Consider the following 19742-nt stretch of genomic DNA (forward strand, 5'->3'; position numbering starts at 1 on the left):
AACCACGTCAGTCGATTCCGTACCAGCCGGCGGGGTTGCCGCCGCAGATGGCCTCGGTCTCTTCCGGGGTCAGTGCGGCAAGCAGTCGATCATGTCCGCCGCCGTGATCGTGTGGGTAGTCGCTGGCGTACAGCAGCATGGACTTGGCGTCGACCAGGTCGAGTACCTCCCGTGCCTGTGCCGGGTCTCTGGGCAGGTGTGAGGGTGAGGTGGTCAGCCGCAGGTGCTCGCGCACGATCTCCGACGGCTTGGCCCTGACCCACGGCACCTCGCGCCAGACCCCCTTCCAGTCCTTGTCGAAGCGCCACAGCAGTGCGGGTAGCCAGGAGAAGCCGCATTCCAGCAGGCTCACCCGCAGGTTCGGCAACTCGGTGAAGACGCCTTCGGCCACCAGGCTCGTCACCTGCGCCTGCGCGACGACCTGCGAGTTGCCCAGATAGTCCTCGAGGTAGGTGTGGGTGAGCCCCGTTGAAGACGCCGCGTTGGCGATCCGGCCCCACGCGTGCAGGCCCACGACGAGACCACGTTCGGCCGCAGCGCGCAGCAGCGGCCGGTGTCGCCGGTTGCCCCATGGCGCGTCGGTACGCACCGGCAGCAACACCTGCACGATGCCGGGGTGGTCACCGATCCGCTCGATCTCGGCGACCGCGGCATCGGTGTCCAGGGTCGGCACCACCATGCTCGCTCGGAGCCGGTCGTCGCTCGCAAGCCACTCCGTTGCCAGCCAGTCGTTCACCGCACGGGTCAGCGCGGTCTCGTAGTAGGGGTTGCGGTTGCACGGGAAAGTCGAAGTGCAGGTGAGCACTGCTGCCCGCAGACCCCGCGCGTCGAGCACCTCGGCACGCAGCCGCTCGACGTTCCTCGGCGGGAACACCCCCGCCGCCCGCGCCGACGCGGTCGCGCTCGTGGGCGCCTGCGGAGGGTACGCCCCGCCCTGTGTCGGGGAGAGCGAAAGCCCGCTTTCCACCACATAGTTGCGCCAGTAGGAATCGAGGTACGGTTCCAGATCGGTGAAGCTGTCTGGTGCACAGTGGACTTCGGTGTCCACCGCGGCGGTCGTCACGGCGGCGGATGTCAACGCGTTTCCTCCCTCGGCCTTTCCGGAAGGCGGTAGAGCTTGCACGCGTTGGAGCCCATGATGCCCTGCCGCAGCGGCTCGGGAAACTGTTTGGGCGCGTGCCGTGGCGAGTCGAAATCCCAGTGCGGGTAGTCCGAGGCGAACATGATGCGCTCGTCCATGCCGACGTGCCGCAGCGTGGTACCGAGGTCAGCGGGGTTGTCCGGTTCCTCGATGGGTTGTGTCGTGAACCAGAAGTTCTCGCGGATGTAGGCGGAAGGCGGCTTGCGCAGGTGTGGCACATCGGTGCGCAGTTGCTCCCACGCGTCGTCCAGGGCCCACATCAGCGGAGCGGACCAGGCGATCCCTCCCTCCACACACACCACCCGCAGGTCCGGGTAGCGGTCGAACACGCCCTCGCAGACCATGCTCAGCACGAGCGAGGCCATCATGTTGCCGTTCCACACGTGCTCTTCGAGGTAGAACGACGGCCACCCGGCGCCGCGATGCTGCTCCAGTCCTCCGGTGTGAGCGGCGATCGGCAGTCCCGCCTCGGCGGCCGCGGCGTAGATCGGCCAGTACCGCCTGCGGCCGAACCCGAGTTCGCCGCCGGTGGACAGCAGTACCTGCACGAACCGTGGATCGTCGGCGCGGCGCCGGATCTCCTCAGCCGCCAGGTCAGGAGACTCGATCGGGATGGCGATGGAACCGCGCAACCTCGGCTCGGCGTCGAGCAGGTTCTCCTGCTGCCAGTCGTTCAGCGCGCGGCACAGCGCGGCCGCGTACTCCGGTTCCTCGACACCCCAGCTGTGGGATTGCAGCGGAATCAGGATGCCGTGGTCGATGTCGAACTCGTCGAGCAACTGCTGCCGGATCAGGCCGAGGTCACTGCCGGGCATCCCGTTCTCCGGCCACGAGTCGAGCCGGAACCCGGAGTTGCGGACCCTCGGGTACATCTCGGGCGGGCCAGGCACCCGGCTGCCGAACATGTCCCACCGGTCGCGATGCTGGGCCGAAAGCCGAGCTCGGATTTCTGCTGCCGGCGCGGACGGATGGATGTCAGCGTCCACAATGGTGTAGCTTGTCCGATCCTGAGCCCTGCCGGGCGCATCGGCTACCGCGGTGATGCTCATTCCCCACCTCCCTGGTTCGCGCGGCGCTTCGCGCCGCTGGTTGTCTCGACCACGACGTAGGGACCTTCTACATGCACCGGAAAGGTCTCCGCGACATACGGCCCCGGGATGCGGCCGCCTTTCGGTTTCACACCAGCTGGTTTGCGCTCGCCTTCCGGCAGGACCTCGACGGAGACGTCGTAGGTACGCGCGGGCGTCTCTTCCGGACCGAGGAACGACTGCCCGGTCGCGAGGTCGTACTCCCAGCCGTGCCACGGGCAGGCGAGCAGTGCCTCGCCGTCCTCCAGCTCGTACTCTCCGGGGGTGCTGGACCGAATCCACGACTGCGTCGCGCCGAGGCACAGCGGGCCTCCCTGGTGCGGGCAGTAGTTGTTCAGCGCGTAGAACTTGTCGCCAACCCGGAAGACACCGATCGAGCGCCTGCCCGCCTGCACGATCCGGCGCTCACCCGGTGGGAAGTCTTCGAGCCGGCAAACCACGATCCTCATGACAGACGACAGTAGAGATGCGGCACATCGGTCCGGAAAGTGAAAGTTTCGATGGTGGCCATAGACGTCGTCGATAGTCCTCCACCGGCGTGCTGGCCGATCCGGCCACCGCGGACGGTCGGGAACGAAGCCGCTACCGGGAGCCGTTGCGGCCGAGGTCGCAAGGGTCCTTGGACCTCGATCGGGATTGAAATTCCCTAGTCAGCCACCGAAAAGCGGCTGGTGTGGGCGATGCGATCGACGCCACTCACGCGGGCTTCTCGCGGCCGGTGTGGCCGCCCGCGCGCCACCATCCACGGGTCTTCCGCGGTGGGCCGGTCGTGCTCCGACGTATGTCGCGCCGGGCCAGGTGGCCGACAGCCGAGCCTTGACGTGAGGTGGCCGATAGAGCCAACCTCCTCCGGAGCCGGCCACAGGGTGGTGGCCGACCGAAGGGAAACTGGAGGCGACCGTGCCTACCCATTCGCTGCCCCCACGAGCACTGTCCAGAAGGGCCTTTCTGAGGAGATCCGCATTGGCAGGCGGGGCCGCAGCCACGGGAAGTCTGCTCGCCGCATGTGGTTCGAGCTCGCAGGAGGGAAGTGGTGAGGGCGCCGAAGCGATGACCTACCTCAGCATCCTGCCGCTGGAGACCCTCGCGATGGCGCCCGAGTTGCTCGGTGTGGCGGGCGGTTACTTCGCCAAGCACGGGCTGGATGTGGAGTTGCAGCCGGTGAAGGGAACCGCGCAGGGCATCCAGACGCTGATCTCTGGTATCGGCCCGGTCTGCCGGGCGGGGCAGATCGATCTGATGACGACCATGTCGGAGGAGAACCGACCGTTGGTGGCCATCGGCACACTGTATCGCGGCTCGGGCCTGCGCATCCTCTACAGCAAGAGTGATCCGTTGACCAAGCCGGAGGACTTCGTCGGCAAGACCATCGGTGTTCCTTCGGAGGGCGGCACGAGTTCCAAAGTGGTCTCCCTGGTACTGGCCGCCGGCGGTTTCGACCCTGCGCGGACCCCACGCCAGGTCACCGGTCTGACGCCGGGAACGTTCAACCTGGTGCAGCAGGGCCGGATCGGCGGTTATGTCACGAGCATCGACACGGCGAACATCGTGCTGTCGCAGCACGAGGACGCGGGCGTGTTCGACCCTGGAACCGTGGTGAAGTCCGACTCACAGGTTTATCTCACGACCAGGGACGTCATGCAGCAGAACCCGGACATGCTGAAGGCGTTCCTGGCGGGCATCCACGACACGCTCACGGCATTCGTCGCCGACAAGAACTTCGACAAGACGATCGCCAAGATGCGGGAACAGTACTCGTTCGCCACCCTCGACGACGACGTGATCGCCAGGAAGAGCCTGGGTATCAGTCGCGAACTGTGGACCGGTGGTGACCCGAACCAACCGTTGTTGGTCACACACGAGGACGCCTGGCTTGCCGGCTATCGGGAACTGGTCGATGCCGGAGTGGCAAAGCCCGGCGGCGACGCGTCGTCGTGGTTCGACAACAGCCTGTTGCCCGAAGCCAAGGCCTGAGAATAGGGAGTCGTATGTCCGCTCAGGACATGGATATCGTGCCCGCCGCCTGCGACCCGACTGACTCGGCACCGAAAGCCGTGCCGAAGTTGGAGTTGGTGGGTGTTGATAAGGAGTTTCGGAGTCGGCGTGCGTTCACGCATGCGTTGGCGGATATCAATCTGACGATCTCGGACGGGGAGTTCGTGTCGGTGATCGGCCGGTCGGGGTGTGGTAAGACCACGCTGCTGCGGATGCTGGCCGGGTTGCTGGCCCCGACCACCGGGCAGATCCTGGTAGAGGGCCGCTCCCTGTGGAACGGCACCCGCGTGGACACCTCCGTGGTGTCCCAACTGGGCGTGGTGTTCCAGGACGCCAACCTCTTCCCCTGGTACAGCGTGGCCGACAACATCGCCCTGCCGTTGAAACTCCGCGGCGACTCAAAGACCACCCGCCGCGACCGCGCCCACGAACTCGCCGACCTGGTCGGCCTGACCGGATACGAAAAAGCCTACCCCCGCGAACTCTCCGGCGGCATGCGCCAACGCGTCGCCATCGCCCGCGCCCTGTCCACCCACCCCACCCTGCTCCTCATGGACGAACCCTTCGGCGCCCTAGACGCCCTCACCCGCGAACGCATGAACCTCGAACTCCAACACATCACCCACACCACCGGCGCCACCGTCGTGTTCATCACCCACGACATCACCGAAGCCGTCTTCCTCGGCGACCGCGTCATCCAACTCACCCCCCGACCCGGCCGCATCGCCGACACCCAACCCATCCCCTTCCCCCGACCCCGCCACATCGACCTCCAAACCGAACCCCACTTCGGCACCATCGCCCGCCACCTCCGCCACGCCCTCGACGGCCAGGACCAACCATGACCAACCCACGCCTCACCAAACTCCTCCCCTGGATCACCACCCCCCTCATCCTCCTGACCTTCCTCACCACCTGGGACCTCTTCGCCCGCATCAACAACCTCTCCGAACTCGTCCTCCCCCGACCCCTCACCGTCCTAGCCACCCTCACCAACCTCGCCACCGACCCCCAAACCTGGTACCACGCCCACATCACCACCACCGAAACCCTCACCGGCTTCACCATCGCCCTCGCCACCGGCATCACCACCGGCACCATCCTCGGCAAAATCCCCTGGATCGAACGCAGCCTCCGCCCCATCATCATCGCCTCCCAAGTCATCCCCAAAATCGCCCTCATCCCCCTCTTCGTCATCTGGTTCGGCTTCGGCATGACCTCCAAAATCATCATGGCCGCCATGCTCGCCTTCTTCCCCATCATGCTCAACGTCCAACTCGGCGTCCGCTCCGTCCAACCCGGCCAACACGACGTCATGAAAACCCTCAACGCCACCCGCTGGCAAACCTTCACCCACCTCGAACTCAAAAGCACCCTCCCCCACATCTTCACCGGCATGGAAGTCGGCATCGTCTTCGCCATCATCGGCACCATCGTCGGCGAATACCTCGGCGGCAACGAAGGACTCGGCTACCTCATCGTCCGCACCCTCAACGAACTCAACGCCCCCGCCCTCTTCGCCGTCATCACCCTCCTCTCCACCCTCGGCCTCACCCTCTACCTCCTCATCAACACCCTCAAACGCCTCACCATCCCCTGGCACGAATCCATCTACCAACACGACCACAACACCTAACAACCACAACAAACGTCCAACTGCCTACGAGAGCCTCGCACCAATAGCACCCCTCACCATTCCTCACATCGACAGGAGTGTGACCTTTCCATGCCACAATGGAGTGTGCGACGTGCTACGGCGCTGTTGTGCGCCGCCGCGCTGCTCGCGAGCTGCGGAAGCGGTGGCAGCGATTCGCGTAACGCTGATCCCGGCCAGCCGCAGCGCGGCGGAAGCATCACGGTACAGCAGCCGTTCGAGCCTTCCAACGGGCTGAACTTCCTCGTCAGTGACGACCCGTCGCTGATGCAGCTGCTTTCCGGCACGGTCTACAGCAAGTTGGTTGAGGTCAAGGTCGGCGAAGGTGTAGACCGTTTGGAGATAGTTCCCGACCTTGCTACTGACTGGGAAGCGTCCGAAGACGGCCTGACGTACACGTTCAACCTGCGCGACGACGTCAAGTGGCAGAACATCGAGCCGGTCAACGGCAGGCCGTTCACGGCCGACGACGTGGTGGCCACCTTCGAGGGACTCAAGCAGAGCGAGTCGACGCACAAGTGGATGGCCGAGCCGATCCAAAGCATCACCGCCGAAGGCGACTATCGCGTCGTCTTCAAACTCAAGCACGCCTACGCCCCGTTCCTTGAGTACATGGCGCACCACTTCAACGTGATCCTTCCTCGCGAAGGTGTCGAGGGAAAGTTCGACATGAGCCAGAAGGCGATCGGCACCGGACCGTTTATTGTGGACAGTCACAAGCCCGACGTCGAATGGGTGCTCAAGCGCAACCCCGACTACTTCGAGGAGGGAAAGCCATACCTCGACGAGATTCGCCTTCCGATCATCAGTGACACCTCCGCGGTGACGGCCGCGCTGCGCAGCGGAAGGCTCGACGTCGGAACACAACCGTACGACGTCATCGAGAACACCTTCGCAGGCAACGACGACTTCTCCGTCGTCGAGGTGCCGTCGAACTTCGTGAGCTTCGACATCAACACCACGAAGAAGCCGTTCGACGATTTCCGGGTACGCAGGGCCATCATGCTGGCCATCGACTGGGAGAACATGGGTAAGAACACCCGTGGGAAGCTGAACTACACCTCGCTGTTCCGGCCCGAGATCACCGGCGCCGCACTCACCGGCGACGAGGTGCGCGAGCTTCGGCCCTACGACCCCGAGCGCGCCCGCCAGTTGCTGGCCGAGGCCGGCTATCCGAACGGTTTCAAGACCACGATCATGGTGCAGAAGCTCAGCGACTCCGATGTTCGTGAGGGTGAGTGGATCGTCGCCGACCTCAAGAAGGTGGGAATCGACGCCGAGATCCAGATTCTTGACCCTGGTACCGCCATCGGGCGGCGGCGCGATCAGCAATACGACCTCAGCAAGGCCGCCCGTGCCGTGATCTTCCCCGACCAGACGGTGCAGGACTTCCGCACCGGCGCGCCGGAGAACTACGCGTCGATCTCCGATCCTCAGCTCGACAAGATGATCGAGGAGTCGCGCAAGACACTGGATGAGAGCGAGCGCAACCAGATCTACCGCGACTTCCAGCAGCGCATGGAGACCGAGATCGCCGCGTCCGTCCTGCCCATCCAGTACTACCAGTACTGGGCGGTCAACTCGCGGGTGCGGGACTACTACCAGGCACCCATCTACCACGGTCGCCGCTACGCGGACATGTGGGTAACCGGTGACTGATCTCGCGGGTGAGGCGTCCGTGGCGGCCACCGGACGCGGCGGAGCAAGCGCGGTGTCCGGGACGGTCCGCCCGGGCACCGCGCCCCGCGCGGTCGGGATCGATCGGGACAGCCACGGGGAAGGAGTGCCACGATGGTAGGCGATCCCTTGCTGGAGGTCAGCAACCTGCGCGTGCGGTTCCCGACGCGGCACGGGGAGGTCGAGGCCGTCAGCGACATGTCGTTCACCGTCGCCGAGGGCGAAACGGTGGCGATCGTCGGCGAGTCAGGATCGGGCAAGAGCGTCACGGCGCTGTCAGTGATGGGACTGCTCGACGCTGGCAGGATCGAGGGCGGCTCGATCCGGTTCCAGGGCGAGAAGATCACGCGAGCCTCCCCGTCGCGGATGCGCCAGCTTCGCGGCGAGCAGGTCGCGATGGTCTTCCAGAACCCGATGGCCGCGCTGGACCCGCTCTACACGGTGGGCAACCAGGTGGCCGAGGCGATCCGCATCCACCGCGACATCAGGCCCGCCGAGGCCAAGGCACGCGCCGTCGAGCTGCTCAGGGAGGTCGGCCTACCCGACCCCGAGCGCAGGGCGCGGTCCTACCCGCACGAGTTGTCCGGTGGGCAGCAACAGCGGGTGATGATCGCGATCGCGTTGTCGTGCAGCCCATCGCTGCTGATCGCCGACGAGCCGACGACCGCGCTGGATGTGACGGTGGAGGCGCAGATTCTGCGACTGATGCGTGAGTTGCAGCGCGACCACGGCACGGCACTGCTGTTCATCACCCACGACATGGGGGTCGTCGCCGAGATGGCTGACCGGGTGGTGGTGATGTACGCGGGCAAGGTGGTGGAGCAGGGAACCGTCGAGCAGGTGCTGAACGATCCGCAGAACCCGTACACGCTCGCGCTGCTGCGGTCGATCCCGAGCCCCACCATCAGTCGCGACACTCTCATGCCCGCCATCAAGGGGTCGGTGCCGAGCCTGCTGGAGATGCCGTCGGGGTGCCGCTTCCACCCACGCTGCCCGCGGGCGTTCGAGCGCTGCTCGGTGCACGAGCCGCCGTTGTTGGGTCTGCCGAGGCGGCGGGAGAGCCGGTGCTGGCTGCACGAGCGACCCGAAAGCGGGCTGCTTGGAGCGCAGAGCCGGACGGAGAGCACCGCGGGCGGCGTGAACTCGATCGAGTCAGGAGCCACAGGTGTCAGCTGAAGCAACTACGGCCGGCCGGTCCGAAGCTGCCGGGCCGCCGCCCATCCTCGATGTTCGCGACCTGGTCAAACACTACCCGATTCGCAGCGGCCCGCTCGGGCGCGGCGGTGTCGTGCGTGCGGTCGACGGGGTCTCCTTCCACATCCCTCGCGGCCACACGGTGGGGCTGGTCGGCGAGTCGGGATCGGGGAAGTCGACCACGGCGCGGTTGGCCAACCGCCTCGTCGAGCCGACGTCGGGGCAGGTGCTCTTCGACGGCGAGGACCTGCTCGCGAAGCGGGGCAGGCAGTTGAAGGCGCTGCGCGCGCGGATGCAGATGATCTTTCAGGACCCCTACGGTTCGCTGAATCCCAGGATGACAGTGCTCGACATCGTCGGTGAGCCGCTGGAGGTGCACGGCGTCGCCAAGGGCAGGTCGCGGGTTGCCAGGGTGATCGAGCTGCTGGAGACGGTCGGGCTCTCCGGCAGGGACCTGTACCGGTTCCCGCACCAGTTCTCCGGCGGCCAGGCTCAGCGCATCGGCATCGCGAGGGCGCTGGCCACCAACCCCGACGTCATCTTCTGTGACGAGTCGGTGTCCGCACTGGACGTGTCCGTGCAGGCGCAGATCCTGAACCTGCTCAAGCGACTACAGGGTGAGCTCGGGCTTTCCTACCTGTTCATCGCGCACGACCTGAACGTCGTGCGGTACATGGCCGACGAGCTGTGCGTGATGTACATGGGCGAGATCGTGGAGCGAGGCGACAGCGACGCCGTCTTCGCCGAGCCCAAGCATCCGTACACCCAGCTGCTGCTGGCGGCGATTCCGGGACACGACCCCGCAACGGCGCGTGGCAAGGAGCGCGCGGTCGCCCGCGGCGAGGTTCCCAGCCCGAGCGATCCGCCCAGCGGTTGCCGGTTCCACACCCGCTGCCCGTTCGCGTTCGACCGCTGCCGCACGCAGGCGCCGGTGTTGCGTTCGGAACCTGGCGGCGAACGGGCCGCGGCCTGTCACCTGCTCGACGCCGACGGCGAGGAGGGCACGCGGTGATCCGGTACTTCTTCCGCAGGCTCGGTTACGGGCTGGTCGTGCTGGTCCTGGTCACCGTGTTCGTGTTCGTCGCCATGACGTTCATCCCCAGCGACGCGGTCGACCTGATGCTGGCCGACACGGGCGCCACGCAGGAGCAGGCCGACCGGATGCGTGCCGAACTCGGGCTGGACCAACCGGTGCACGAACAGTTGGCCGGGTTCTTCGGCGGCGTGTTGCAGGGTGACTTCGGCCGCTCGTTCTACACCGATGAGCCGGTGATGGATCTCTTCCTCGCCCGGATACCGGTGACGCTACAACTCGGTGGTCTGGCACTGGCGATCGGCACGATCATCGGCGTCGGGCTGGGCATCCTCGCCGCCACGCGGCGTGGCACGAAGACCGACAACGCCATCCGCGGTATCGCGGTGGCCGGGCTGTCGGTGCCGAACTACGTGGTGGGCCTGCTGTTGCTGAGCGCGCTGGGGGTGTGGTTCGCGTGGTCGCCGCCGTTCGTCTACGCCGGCCCTACCGAGGACTTCGCGTCGTGGCTACAGCAGATGGCGTTGCCCGCCATCGCACTGGGCACCTCGGCCGTGGCGGGGACGACCCGGATGGCGCGGTCTTCGCTGCTGGAGAACCTCGGTTCGCAGTTCATCCGCACCGTGCGGGCGAAGGGGGCGTCGGAGCGGCTGGTGCTGTTCAAGCACGCGCTGCGTAACTCGGTGATCGCCGTGCTCACGCTGCTGGGCGTGAACCTGGGCACGATCCTGGGCGGAACCGTGATCCTGGAGCAGATGTTCTCGCTGCCGGGGACCGGTCAGCTGATTTACGAGTCCGTGCTCGACCGCGACTACCCCGTGGTGATCGCGTGCACGATCTTCTACGCGGGGCTTTTCGTGTTCACCATGATCATCATCGACCTGCTGTACGCCCTCATCGATCCTCGGATCCGAGCCGCAAGGGAGAGCGGTCAATGAGTAGCGACCTCAACACGAACACCTCCCCGGACTCAGGCTCCGGGCAGTTCGATGTCGGCCGTGCTGCACCTCCCCCGCCACGGCGGCGCAACCTCGCTGACACGTGGGCCGGTTTCAAACGGTTCCTGCGAACCGAGCCGCTCGGCGCGGTGAGCCTCGTGCTGATCACACTGATCGTGCTGGTGGCTGTGCTGGCGCCGCTGGTGGCCCCGCACGACCCGCTGCTGCAGAACCGCACGAGAATCACCGAGGGTCCGTCTTCGGACTTCTGGCTCGGTACCGACGACCTGGGCCGGGACGTGCTCAGCAGGCTGATCTACGGTGCACGGTCGTCGATGATCATCGGGGTGGTGACGACGGGGGTCAGCCTGATCCTCGGCACCATCTTCGGGGTGGTGTCGGGTTTCCTCGGCAAGAGGAAGGATCTGGTGATTCAGCGCGTCATGGATTCCATCCAGTCGGTGCCACCGCTGGTGCTGCTGCTGTTCATGGCGGTCGTGCTCACCCCGTCCATTCAGGGAACCATCATCGCGCTGGTCATCGTCATCACGCCGTCGTTCAACCGCGTTGCGAGGGCGGAGACACTGCGGATCAGGGAGGAGCCCTACATCGAAGCGGCCAGGGCCACCGGGGCAGGGGCACTGCGGATCATGGGGCGCCATGTGCTGCCCAACATGGTTGCCGCGCTGCTGACGATGTCGTCGCTGCTGTTCGCGGGTGTGATCATCGCGGAGTCGGCGCTGAGCTTCCTCGGAATCGGCACACCTCCCCCGACCCCTTCCTGGGGGCTCATGCTGTCGGAGGGCGTGCGGTACGTGGAGATGGCGCCGTGGATGGTGATCGCGCCCGGAATCGTGCTGTCGCTGGCGGTGTTCGCGTTCAACTTGCTGGGCGATGCGCTTCGCGACTTCCTCGACCCACGCCTGCATCGTTGACCGGCCGCCACGCCGCGCCTCCGGTGGACCCTGCAGGCGCGGCCGAGCACGTGAAGGCAGCGGTCACCGGCTGGGACCGCCCGCGAGGTTGTCCCACTCGTCGCGCAGGATCGCGTAACCGCTGGTGTCCTCCCAACCGTTCTTGATCCACAGGTTGGCGTGGTGAAGTGCCTCGTGCCGCATGCCCAACCGGTCGCACAGCCGAGCCGAAGCCGTGTTGTCGGGATGTAGCTGTGCGATGGCCCGATGGGCGCCGAGGGTTTCGAACGCGTAGTCGAGCAGCGCCCGCGCGGACTCGGTGGCATAGCCTCTGCCCGCGACATCCGGGGAGAAGACCCAGCCGAGCTCGACGGTTGCCGCCTCGACCGACACGATGTTCAGGATGACGTCGCCCACCACGACGCCGTCCTCGTCGCGAACCGCGGCCAGGCGGGCGAAGTCACCGTTGCCGGCCATCGCCGACCGCTGCTCGGCGGCGGCGAGTTTGGCCGCTACCTCTTCCAGGGACAGCGGCTCGTGCAGCAGGTAGCGGCAGACGTCCTCGCGCGAGAGGTAGGCGTGCACGGGGTCGAGGTCCATGGCGCTGATCGGCCGCAGGGTCAGCCGTTCGGTCCGCAGGGTCGGCAGCGATCGCTGCGGACGCAGTTGGGGCGCCGGGTAGGTCGGGGGCCGCATGACGCGATCATCCCGGATCAGCGAAGCCCACCGGTAGTGGTTTTCGCCGCCGCGGCGGGTTCAGCGGCGGACGCGTTTGCGGCCGGTGACCTTGTTGTAGATCACCAGGACGATGACGGCACCTATGATCGAGCCGATCCATCCGGCAGGCTGGAAGCCGCGCAGGCCGACGGTGAGCAGTCCGAAGAGGAAACCGCCGACGACAGAGCCTGCGACGCCGATGACGATCGTCATCAGCAAGCCGATGTCGTCCTTACCAGGCACCAGCGCGCGGGCGATGTACCCGGCGATCAATCCGAAAACCACCCAGCCGATGATCGTCCACAGCATGGTTGCCTTCCCGTCGCTCGGCTCGTCTTGCGGGACCGGTGCCAGGCTACCCCAGCGGCGCGGCGAAAAGGGCCGCGCCCGGCAGCACGGTCAGCGGACTGGATGGTCTACCCGCTGGTCAAAGAGCCGGCTCGAAAGCCAACACTCGATATCGTGCAGCGCGGCTCTGGCCATGCCCGTCGAGCGGGAGGTGAAGCCGTGTGGCGCTTCCGGGTAGATCCGAAGATCGACCTCGCCGCCTGCTGCTGAGACTCGGGCCGCCATCGCCATGTTGTCCTCCAGCAGGATGTCCGCGCTGCCGACGACCAGCAGCACCGGGGGTAGACCACGCAGGTCACCGTAGACCGGGGAGATGTCCGGGTCGGTGCGGTCGGTCGCATGGCCGACGTAGGCCTGAATGAAGTACTCGTCGGCGATCAGCCTGCCCGCGGGTGTCAGCCCGCTCAGGTCGTAGGTGCCGAACTGCAGTGCGGCACCGGCGAACGAACCGGCGGCACCGCGATCGCGCAGCCGCAGCAGTGTCGTCACGACGAGCGTGGCTCCGGCCGAGAAACCGCCTATCGCCAGCCGGGTCGTGCCGAAGCGAGCCGCGGCGTGCTCGATGAGCCAGAGTGCGACGGTCTCGCAGTCGTCGGGCGCGGCCGGCCAGGGATACTCGGGAGCGAGTCGGTAATCCACGCTCACGACGGCGATTCCGAGAGCGTCCGCGAGCTGCTGGTTGCGCGCGTCGCCCCGCGCCGCCGACCCCAGGTAGAAGCCACCACCATGGATATCCAGGTAGACACCGCGCGGCGCGGCGCCACCGGGCGCCAGAATTCTCACCGGCACTCGCCGACCAGCCGCTTCGACTACCTGCTCAACAGCCGACGAGTCGGCATCCGACGGGATCGCCTGCCGGTTGGCTCGTGCCTGCCGCAGCTCGTCCAGGCTGCTCGGACCCTTTACGGTCGCCGAAACGGCATTGGCCGCTCGGAGCTCTTCGACGTGTGCCTCGAGCTCCGTGTTGACGAGACTTCGCAACCCCAACCGCATGCGTCCCCCAGTGTCGTGTGACGGCCCCGTTTCGACTCGGCCGAGGGTACCGGTACCCGAGAACGGGTCTGGGTGGATGCCGGCGGCTTGCCTGCCGACATCCACCGCTGATTCGCGCGGACGCGGTCAGCCTTCCTCTTCGCCTTCGAAGAAGTCGCCTACTTCGTCGATCACCTCGGCCGCCACCATGCCGCCAAGGATTCCGGCACCGACTCCAAGCGCGGCGCCGGCGACCATGCCGCCCATTCCGGGGCCACGGCCGTGGTGTTCCCGCTCGTAGCGGTCGTAATGATGGTCGTAATGGTGGCCGTACGGCTGCCCGTAGCCGTGGTCGCCCATCGTGCCGCGCTGCTCGACGACCTGCTCCAGCCAGCCGTGCACGTGCCCGGCCCAGTCGGTGTCCAGCGCTTCCTCATGGGTGACATGGAACCGGCCGAAGGTGTCCTGGCTGGGCGTGAGAAACCCGCTGCGGTTGTCGGCTTCCAGCACCACGTCCATGCCGTCCTGGCCGGCGACGAAGGTCAGCTCGACCTCGTTGATCCGACCGGCGAACTGTGCGGGCGGGAAGAACTCGATCTCCTGGAAGAACGGCAACTCCTGGTGGACACCGTGCAGCCGGCCGTGCTCCAGATCGGCACCCTTGAACTGGAAACCGAGCTGGGAGAATGCTTCCAACACCCGCTGCTGGCCGGGTAGCGGCTCCACCGAAACCGGGTCCAGGTCCCCCTTGTCCGCGACCTTGGCCACCGCAAGCTCGGTGCGCACCCCCAGCGCCATGCCGTGCAGGTGCTCGCCGTGGACGCTGGTGATCGGTGTCTGCCACGGCACCGGCAGTTCGAACGGGATCGTCTTGTGCTCGCCCTCGCCGAGTTGGAACCGGCCGCCGACCACGACGCGGTGGAACTCCACCTCGGCATGGCCTTCGTGGTCGCCGTGCTCGGTCTCGATACGGGTCACCAGCCCGATCGTGACGTGCTCGATGAGCACTTCCTGCGAACCACCGGTGATGTGGACCTCACCGGCGAGGTTCCCGCCCGGACGCACGTGCGGGTGCTGGAGCACGGTGTCGACCGACGGGCCGCCGATTCCCAGCGCTGTGAGCAGCTTCTTGAAGACCATGCCTGGTTCTTGCCCTTCCGTTGTTCTCTCACGATCCCTGTCTGCCGCGGTGCCGGGTGGTTCAGCGGGGATGGAGCCCACCCGGCCGCTGCCGGGGACCGTTGTCCACACCAATGACAAACGCGGGCCTGGCTCACCCGGTTCCTGATGAAGCTTCCAATACGAGTGATCAACGCGACAGCTTCGCCGCAGGCGGGCCCGAACACAGCAGCCAGCTGCCGTGGTAGCGGCACCGGGATTTTCGTCACGAGTGGCCGGGGCCGTCAGTGCGACTCGTATCGCTTGAGCTTGCGGTAGACGGTGGCACGCGAGATGCCCAGTTTGCGGGCAGCGGCGGCACGGTCTCCCCCTGCCTCCCTGAGTGCGGCGAGCAGCACGCGTCGCTCGGCGTTTCGCACCTCGTCCAGCGGGTGTGCCTGCTGGTGGCGGTGATAGTGCGAGGGAAGGTCGGCCAGATCGATCACCGGGCCGGCGACCCTGACACGCGCGCTGCTGAGCACCTGCGACAGTTGGCGAAGGTTTCCCGGCCAGTCGCTCGCCAGCAGCGCCGCCAGGGCGCGCCGGGTGAGCGTCGGCGGTTCCTCCCCCGGCTCGCTGACCTGCGCCAGCAGGCTCGCGCACAGCGTGGCGAACTCCTCGCGCCGGTCCCGCAGCGGCGGCACGGTCAGCAACACCGGGAAGCTCTCCCGCACCAACAGCGCGGCCCGGTCCTGCGCTTCGTCGTCGTCAGCCGTCGCGATCAGCGGAACCCGGCTGTCACGCACCAGCGAGACCACCGGACTCGCGAGTTCGGTCGGCAGGTCCGTGACGTGAGCCAGCAGCACGGAAGCATCGCCAGCTCGCATTGCGGCGGTGAGTCGGCGCAGCCATCCGTTCGGGTCAAGCCGCGCGTGGGCACCGTCGAGTTCCACGACGTCGTCGGGATGCGCGCCTGGATGCGCGGTCGCCCGTAGCAGGGCTTGCGCCTCGTGCCGCTTGCCGCATCCACGCTCCCCGGTCAGCAACGTGGGACGTCGCTGTCCTATGGCACGGCGCATCGCGGCACGGAAGTCGGCGAGTGGCTCCTCGCTGGCGCGGCTGCCGCCACGGCGCCCTCCGGTGCGCTCCCCCACCGGCTGCAACACCAGGATCGCGGCGAACTCCCCGTTGGGCTGCGGCACCGGGTGCACCCGGATCGTCACCGTCACCCCTGAACTGAGATTCCTGCGCACGGTGCCGCTCCGTGAGCCCGCTTCCTTCGCCAGCAGGCGCAGCATCTCCTCGTCGGCCTCGTGTACCAGCGCACGCGCCCTGGTACTCACCACACACAGTTGCCTGCTCACCCCGACCACCGGCGCCCGGTTGCGCCGCCGCGCGGCAGTGAACGCGTCGAAGAACTCCCGCTCACCGTCGGAACGGCTTTCCAGCAGTTGCGCCTCGATCGAACGGCCGATCTCCACCACGAGCGGCAGCAACGCGGTGGTGCCGTACTCGCGAAGACAGTGCGCGCCCAGCGTGCCGACGTACCGCTTGGTCAGCGGGTCTCTGATGATCACGCCGGTGGTGGTGAGGATCTCGGCGTCGCTTCGGAAGTGCTCGGCTCCTGAGATGAGGAATGCCCGCTGCGTCTCGTGTGCGCAGCCCATCCCGTTGGTGCCCATCACCTCCTCGGCGAAGCACATGCCTGGCCGCAGGTTCTGCCGGTGCACCCGCGCGGCCTGCGGGAAGTCGCCGACCACGACGGTGAGCAGCCTGCAGGCCCGATCGGCAAGGAACCCCCAGCAGCTGAGGTCGGAGATCTCGCCCTGGAGCCGGTTCATGATCGGTTGTGCGACCGCGCCGAGCCGGGTGCCGGGTTGGAAGCTCTCGTCGATCTCGTAGTGCCTGGCCTCGGGGTCCACCCCGGCGAGCATCGAGCGCCGCCACGAGGCCACGATCTGCGGGCGGACGTCGGGATGGTCGGCCGGGTCCACGGAGAACGGGTCACTCGTCAGCACGCGCCGCTTCGCCTCACGCACCCGGTCCCACTCCGCCGTGGTGCGCGGCGGCGGGTGCGCTGTCATCGTTCACCTTCCGTCGAGGTCGGCACTCAGACCGCGACACTCACAGGTTTGCCCCGCAGGCCCCGCGCCTTGGGCAGTACCTCGCGGGCGAACAGCTCGAGGCTGGCTCTGGCCTGGTCGTACGGCATCCCGCCGAACGAGGGAGCCAGGGTGAGCTCGAAATCCCCCAGCACGTCCCGAATTGCCTCGATCTGGCCGAGGATGCGCTCCGGGTTTCCCCACAGCGCGGTGGCGGCGTAGTTGTTGGCGGCCTTCTCCAGGCCGATCTCACGGAAGTAGGCAGCGTTCGCGGCGTAGCGCTCGTGGCCCTTGATCCTCGCGAAGTGCTCGCCCGCCATCTCGTAGTGCTCGACGTTGGACATGAAGAATCGGTTCACGTGCTCGAAGTGCCGCTCCCGGGCCAGCTCGTCGTCGGAGTGGCAGTACATGTTGACGTTGAGGGCGATGGGCGGGGCGAGTTCGCCATGCTCGGTCTCGTAAAGCTCGCGGTAGTGGTTGAACGTCGGCATGAGGTCCGGCACCGGCTTGACGATGAACGACATCATCTTGGCGCGCAGCTTGGCCGCCATCACCACCGAGTCCGGCGAACCGGCCACGCAGTAGCGCCGCCCGTGGAAGCTGCCGCGTGGCCGCGGCCGCAGCTGCGCACCCGGCTGCGGGTAGAACGGTCCCGCGCCTTCGATGATGCCGCTCTCCAAGGCTTCGAAGATCATCGGTGCGGCCTCGTCGAACCGGTCCCGGGTCTGCTCCAGCGGGATGCGGAAGGGTTCGTACTCCTTGCGCGACAGGCCGCGACCGATGCCGAGCAGCAGCCTCCCCCTGGAGACCGTGTCCACCATCAGTGCCTTTTCGGCCACGCGCAGCGGGTTGTTCCACGGCAGGATGACCGCGGCCGTGCCCAGCTTGATGCGGGAGGTACGGCCCGCCAGGTGCGCCAGCAGCAACAGGTTGTCCGGGCACAGCGAGTAGTCGGTGAAATGGTGCTCAACCAGCCAGACACTGTCGTAGCCGAGCGTCTCGGCGTGCACCGCCAGATCGAGTTCGCTGTGGTACATGTCCTCGTCGGTGAGTTCGGGGTGAGCGGCGAAGCCGAGGTTGATACCGATGTGCAGCACTGGTCGGCCTTTCGTCAGTGGTCGGTGGGGATGACCGGAAGCTGGATGGCGCTGGGATGTTCGGGACCGAAGCAGATCCGCTGCCGTGCCGTCACGAAGTCGGCCTCGGTGACCTGCCCGGCCGGCTTCCCGGTGCCGCAGTTGCGGTCGAAACACGGAAAGTTCGAGCTGGCGATATCGACGCGGATGCGGTGCCCGGCTTTGAACAGCTGGCTGGTGGCAGCGAGATCGATGGTGTACTCGTTGATCTCGCCAGGCACAACCGGCAGCGGCGAGTCCATCCCGGCGCGGTAGCGAGCGCGCACGATGCCGTCGGCGATACCCATGGCACGGCCGTCGGGGTGGACATCGACGAGCTTGGCGGTGAAGTCGGTGTCGTTCGCGGAGGTGGCGGCGAACAGCCGTACCCGCAGTGGTCCGGTGACCTCCAAGTCTTCGGCGAGCACTGCACTGCTGAACCGCAGGATGTCGGCCCGGCCGTCGAGTCCGCGCTGGTCGCGGGAGCCCGGCTGGTAGCCGAGCCCGCCGTCCGGGCTGCCTGCCATGAGGATGGCGCCACCGACGGTGGGAACCGGGTCGTGCGGGTCGTGCCGGTACCGCGCCACCCCAGCCGTGGGCAGTTCGCGACTCAACGAGCCGTTGGCCGCCAGATACCAGGTCTGCCAGTCGGTTCTGGCCAGCGGCCACTCGTGCTCCGTGCGCCACCGGTCGGCACCCATGACGTAGATCCGCACCGGCGGCAGCGAGGTGGCAGAGCCGGCCGCGCTTTCACGCAGGAACCGCAGCTGCTGTTCCTCCAGGCCCGCAGCCTGTGCACCACCACCGTGGTAGTACACCTCACCAGCGATGCCCGACTGGTCGGCGTGCGACCACGGACCCACGACCAGATGCTGGTTCGCGGTGCCCGAGGCGGCCAGTGTCGTGTAGTTGTCCAGCGTTCCCCGCAGGAAGAGATCGAACCAGCCGCCGACGTGCAGGCCGGCAACGTTGACTGCCGTGCGGCGGTGGGCGTAGCTGAGGTCGTGCCAGTATCGCGAGTCGTTCTCCCGTTCCAGCCAGGTCCGCCAACTCGGCAGGACATTGGCGATGGCTGGCCGGTCGGACAGCGGAAGGCGCCGGTAGGCGGCCTCGGTGTCGGCCGCCAGCTCGCCAAGCCGTGCCAGTCCCGCACGCACGTCCTCACCGCGAGCCGCCGCGTCACCCAGCGACTGTGCCGCCTTCAGCAAGTGCCAGCCAAGGGCCTGCCCGAGTTGGAAGGCGCCCTGCCGGTACACGAGGCCGTCGCGGTAGTCGTCGGGTGTGACCGCGGGCGCGATGGCGACCAGGCCATCAGGTCGATGCCCCGCGATCGCGAGCTGTGTCATGCCGAGATAGGACATTCCGAACATGGCGATTCTGCCGTCACACCATGGCTGGCGCGCCAGCCATTCGACGGTGTCCAGCCCGTCGGTTTCCTCGTGCTCGAACGTGCGCGGCTCTCCTCCGGACCGGCCGGTACCTCGGCAGCTTTGCACCAGCACGGCGAAACCGGAGTCGAGCGCGGGTAGGACCGGCAGCGACCGCGACATCGGCTCGCTGTAGGGTGTTCGCACCAACAGCACGGGGCGCGGCTCACCGCTCGAGCGGTACAGCGTCCCGTCCAGCTTGACGCCGTCTCCCATGGGAGTTTCGACCCGCTCCAGCATTCGCGCGGGCGGTGCTTGCTGCGTCGCGGTCATCGCCGGCTGCGTCGCCTTTCCTCGTGCGTGCCTTTCAACGCACGCTACGACCGCGG

General features: G+C 67.0%; 18 protein-coding genes. 8 read left to right on the top strand and 10 right to left on the bottom strand.

Translation table 11 applies throughout. The features are described from left to right. Positions 1-7: 7 nt before the first annotated feature. From FHU38_RS14305 to FHU38_RS14315, 3 genes are read right to left on the bottom strand one after another with little or no spacing between them, the layout of a single operon-like run. Entirely contained in the window at positions 8-1078 is a 1071-nt protein-coding gene (locus tag FHU38_RS14305) for an amidohydrolase family protein (RefSeq protein WP_167171440.1), read from the bottom strand. Then, the gene (locus FHU38_RS14310) at positions 1075-2190 is read right to left on the bottom strand and encodes an amidohydrolase family protein (protein ID WP_167171443.1); all 1116 of its coding nucleotides are present in this window, start codon (positions 2188-2190) and stop codon (positions 1075-1077) included. Before FHU38_RS14310 ends, FHU38_RS14305 begins: the two co-directional genes overlap by 4 nt. After that, positions 2187-2678, bottom strand: a complete 492-nt coding sequence (locus tag FHU38_RS14315; RefSeq protein ID WP_167171447.1) for a Rieske (2Fe-2S) protein — start codon at positions 2676-2678, stop codon at positions 2187-2189. The genes FHU38_RS14310 and FHU38_RS14315 overlap by 4 nt, the downstream gene beginning before the upstream one ends. A 451-nt stretch (positions 2679-3129) precedes the next feature. Here FHU38_RS14315 and FHU38_RS14320 point away from each other — a divergent pair, with 451 nt between their 5' ends. From FHU38_RS14320 to FHU38_RS14355, 8 genes are all read left to right on the top strand, one after another. Continuing rightward, complete coding sequence (locus FHU38_RS14320; protein WP_167171450.1) at positions 3130-4203, top strand: ABC transporter substrate-binding protein; 1074 nt, start codon at positions 3130-3132, stop codon at positions 4201-4203. Positions 4204-4217: 14 nt separating this feature from the next. Next, positions 4218-5069, top strand: a complete 852-nt coding sequence (locus FHU38_RS14325; protein WP_167171024.1) for an ABC transporter ATP-binding protein — start codon at positions 4218-4220, stop codon at positions 5067-5069. Then, positions 5066-5860: an ABC transporter permease gene (locus FHU38_RS14330; protein ID WP_167171027.1), complete on the top strand. Its 795-nt coding sequence runs from the start codon at positions 5066-5068 to the stop codon at positions 5858-5860. The genes FHU38_RS14325 and FHU38_RS14330 overlap by 4 nt, the downstream gene beginning before the upstream one ends. A 90-nt stretch (positions 5861-5950) precedes the next feature. Continuing rightward, the gene (locus tag FHU38_RS14335) at positions 5951-7537 is read left to right on the top strand and encodes an ABC transporter substrate-binding protein (RefSeq protein WP_208415674.1); all 1587 of its coding nucleotides are present in this window, start codon (positions 5951-5953) and stop codon (positions 7535-7537) included. Between the two features lie 132 nt (positions 7538-7669). Then, positions 7670-8731, top strand: coding sequence for an ABC transporter ATP-binding protein (locus FHU38_RS14340; RefSeq protein ID WP_167171455.1), 1062 nt, complete (start codon positions 7670-7672; stop codon positions 8729-8731). Further along, entirely contained in the window at positions 8721-9761 is a 1041-nt protein-coding gene (locus tag FHU38_RS14345; protein ID WP_167171457.1) for an ABC transporter ATP-binding protein, read from the top strand. The genes FHU38_RS14340 and FHU38_RS14345 overlap by 11 nt, the downstream gene beginning before the upstream one ends. Beyond that, complete coding sequence (locus FHU38_RS14350) at positions 9758-10720, top strand: ABC transporter permease (protein ID WP_167171460.1); 963 nt, start codon at positions 9758-9760, stop codon at positions 10718-10720. The genes FHU38_RS14345 and FHU38_RS14350 overlap by 4 nt, the downstream gene beginning before the upstream one ends. Continuing rightward, positions 10717-11655 carry an ABC transporter permease gene (locus tag FHU38_RS14355; protein ID WP_167171462.1) on the top strand — a complete coding sequence of 313 codons (939 nt, stop codon included), beginning with the start codon at positions 10717-10719 and terminating at the stop codon, positions 11653-11655. Before FHU38_RS14350 ends, FHU38_RS14355 begins: the two co-directional genes overlap by 4 nt. A gap of 63 nt (positions 11656-11718) precedes the next feature. Here the strand turns inward: FHU38_RS14355 and FHU38_RS14360 are convergent, their stop codons facing one another. The 7 genes from FHU38_RS14360 to FHU38_RS14390 form a co-directional block, all read right to left on the bottom strand. Then, entirely contained in the window at positions 11719-12330 is a 612-nt protein-coding gene (locus tag FHU38_RS14360; protein WP_167171465.1) for a GNAT family N-acetyltransferase, read from the bottom strand. Between the two features lie 60 nt (positions 12331-12390). Next, positions 12391-12660, bottom strand: coding sequence for a GlsB/YeaQ/YmgE family stress response membrane protein (locus FHU38_RS14365; RefSeq protein WP_167171468.1), 270 nt, complete (start codon positions 12658-12660; stop codon positions 12391-12393). Positions 12661-12750: 90 nt separating this feature from the next. After that, a complete protein-coding gene (locus FHU38_RS14370; protein WP_167171469.1) occupies positions 12751-13692 on the bottom strand; it encodes an alpha/beta hydrolase in 942 nt (313 codons plus the stop codon). Between the two features lie 126 nt (positions 13693-13818). Further along, positions 13819-14811: a sporulation protein gene (locus tag FHU38_RS14375; RefSeq protein WP_167171471.1), complete on the bottom strand. Its 993-nt coding sequence runs from the start codon at positions 14809-14811 to the stop codon at positions 13819-13821. A gap of 263 nt (positions 14812-15074) precedes the next feature. Beyond that, complete coding sequence (locus tag FHU38_RS14380; RefSeq protein WP_167171474.1) at positions 15075-16853, bottom strand: sigma-54-dependent Fis family transcriptional regulator; 1779 nt, start codon at positions 16851-16853, stop codon at positions 15075-15077. A gap of 26 nt (positions 16854-16879) precedes the next feature. Beyond that, complete coding sequence (locus FHU38_RS14385) at positions 16880-17968, bottom strand: LLM class flavin-dependent oxidoreductase (RefSeq protein WP_167171476.1); 1089 nt, start codon at positions 17966-17968, stop codon at positions 16880-16882. A 14-nt stretch (positions 17969-17982) separates the two neighbouring features. Beyond that, positions 17983-19686 carry a CocE/NonD family hydrolase gene (locus tag FHU38_RS14390; protein WP_167171479.1) on the bottom strand — a complete coding sequence of 568 codons (1704 nt, stop codon included), beginning with the start codon at positions 19684-19686 and terminating at the stop codon, positions 17983-17985. Between the last annotated feature and the right edge of the window lie 56 nt (positions 19687-19742).

It is taken from the genome of Saccharomonospora amisosensis, from assembly GCF_011761185.1.
GTDB lineage: Bacteria > Actinomycetota > Actinomycetes > Mycobacteriales > Pseudonocardiaceae > Saccharomonospora_A > Saccharomonospora_A amisosensis.

Excerpts from the sequence above, each read along its gene's own strand:
- FHU38_RS14360 (WP_167171465.1), bottom strand. The coding sequence starts at position 12,330 with ATGCGGCCCCCGACCTACCCGGCGCCCCAACTGCGTCCGCAGCGATCG.
- FHU38_RS14355 (WP_167171462.1), top strand. The coding sequence starts at position 10,717 with ATGAGTAGCGACCTCAACACGAACACCTCCCCGGACTCAGGCTCCGGG.
- FHU38_RS14340 (WP_167171455.1), top strand. The coding sequence starts at position 7,670 with ATGGTAGGCGATCCCTTGCTGGAGGTCAGCAACCTGCGCGTGCGGTTC.
- FHU38_RS14310 (WP_167171443.1), bottom strand. The coding sequence starts at position 2,190 with ATGAGCATCACCGCGGTAGCCGATGCGCCCGGCAGGGCTCAGGATCGG.
- FHU38_RS14335 (WP_208415674.1), top strand. The coding sequence starts at position 5,951 with ATGCCACAATGGAGTGTGCGACGTGCTACGGCGCTGTTGTGCGCCGCC.
- FHU38_RS14365 (WP_167171468.1), bottom strand. The coding sequence starts at position 12,660 with ATGCTGTGGACGATCATCGGCTGGGTGGTTTTCGGATTGATCGCCGGG.
- FHU38_RS14330 (WP_167171027.1), top strand. The coding sequence starts at position 5,066 with ATGACCAACCCACGCCTCACCAAACTCCTCCCCTGGATCACCACCCCC.
- FHU38_RS14370 (WP_167171469.1), bottom strand. The coding sequence starts at position 13,692 with ATGCGGTTGGGGTTGCGAAGTCTCGTCAACACGGAGCTCGAGGCACAC.
- FHU38_RS14375 (WP_167171471.1), bottom strand. The coding sequence starts at position 14,811 with ATGGTCTTCAAGAAGCTGCTCACAGCGCTGGGAATCGGCGGCCCGTCG.
- FHU38_RS14380 (WP_167171474.1), bottom strand. The coding sequence starts at position 16,853 with ATGACAGCGCACCCGCCGCCGCGCACCACGGCGGAGTGGGACCGGGTG.
- FHU38_RS14325 (WP_167171024.1), top strand. The coding sequence starts at position 4,218 with ATGTCCGCTCAGGACATGGATATCGTGCCCGCCGCCTGCGACCCGACT.
- FHU38_RS14315 (WP_167171447.1), bottom strand. The coding sequence starts at position 2,678 with ATGAGGATCGTGGTTTGCCGGCTCGAAGACTTCCCACCGGGTGAGCGC.
- FHU38_RS14390 (WP_167171479.1), bottom strand. The coding sequence starts at position 19,686 with ATGACCGCGACGCAGCAAGCACCGCCCGCGCGAATGCTGGAGCGGGTC.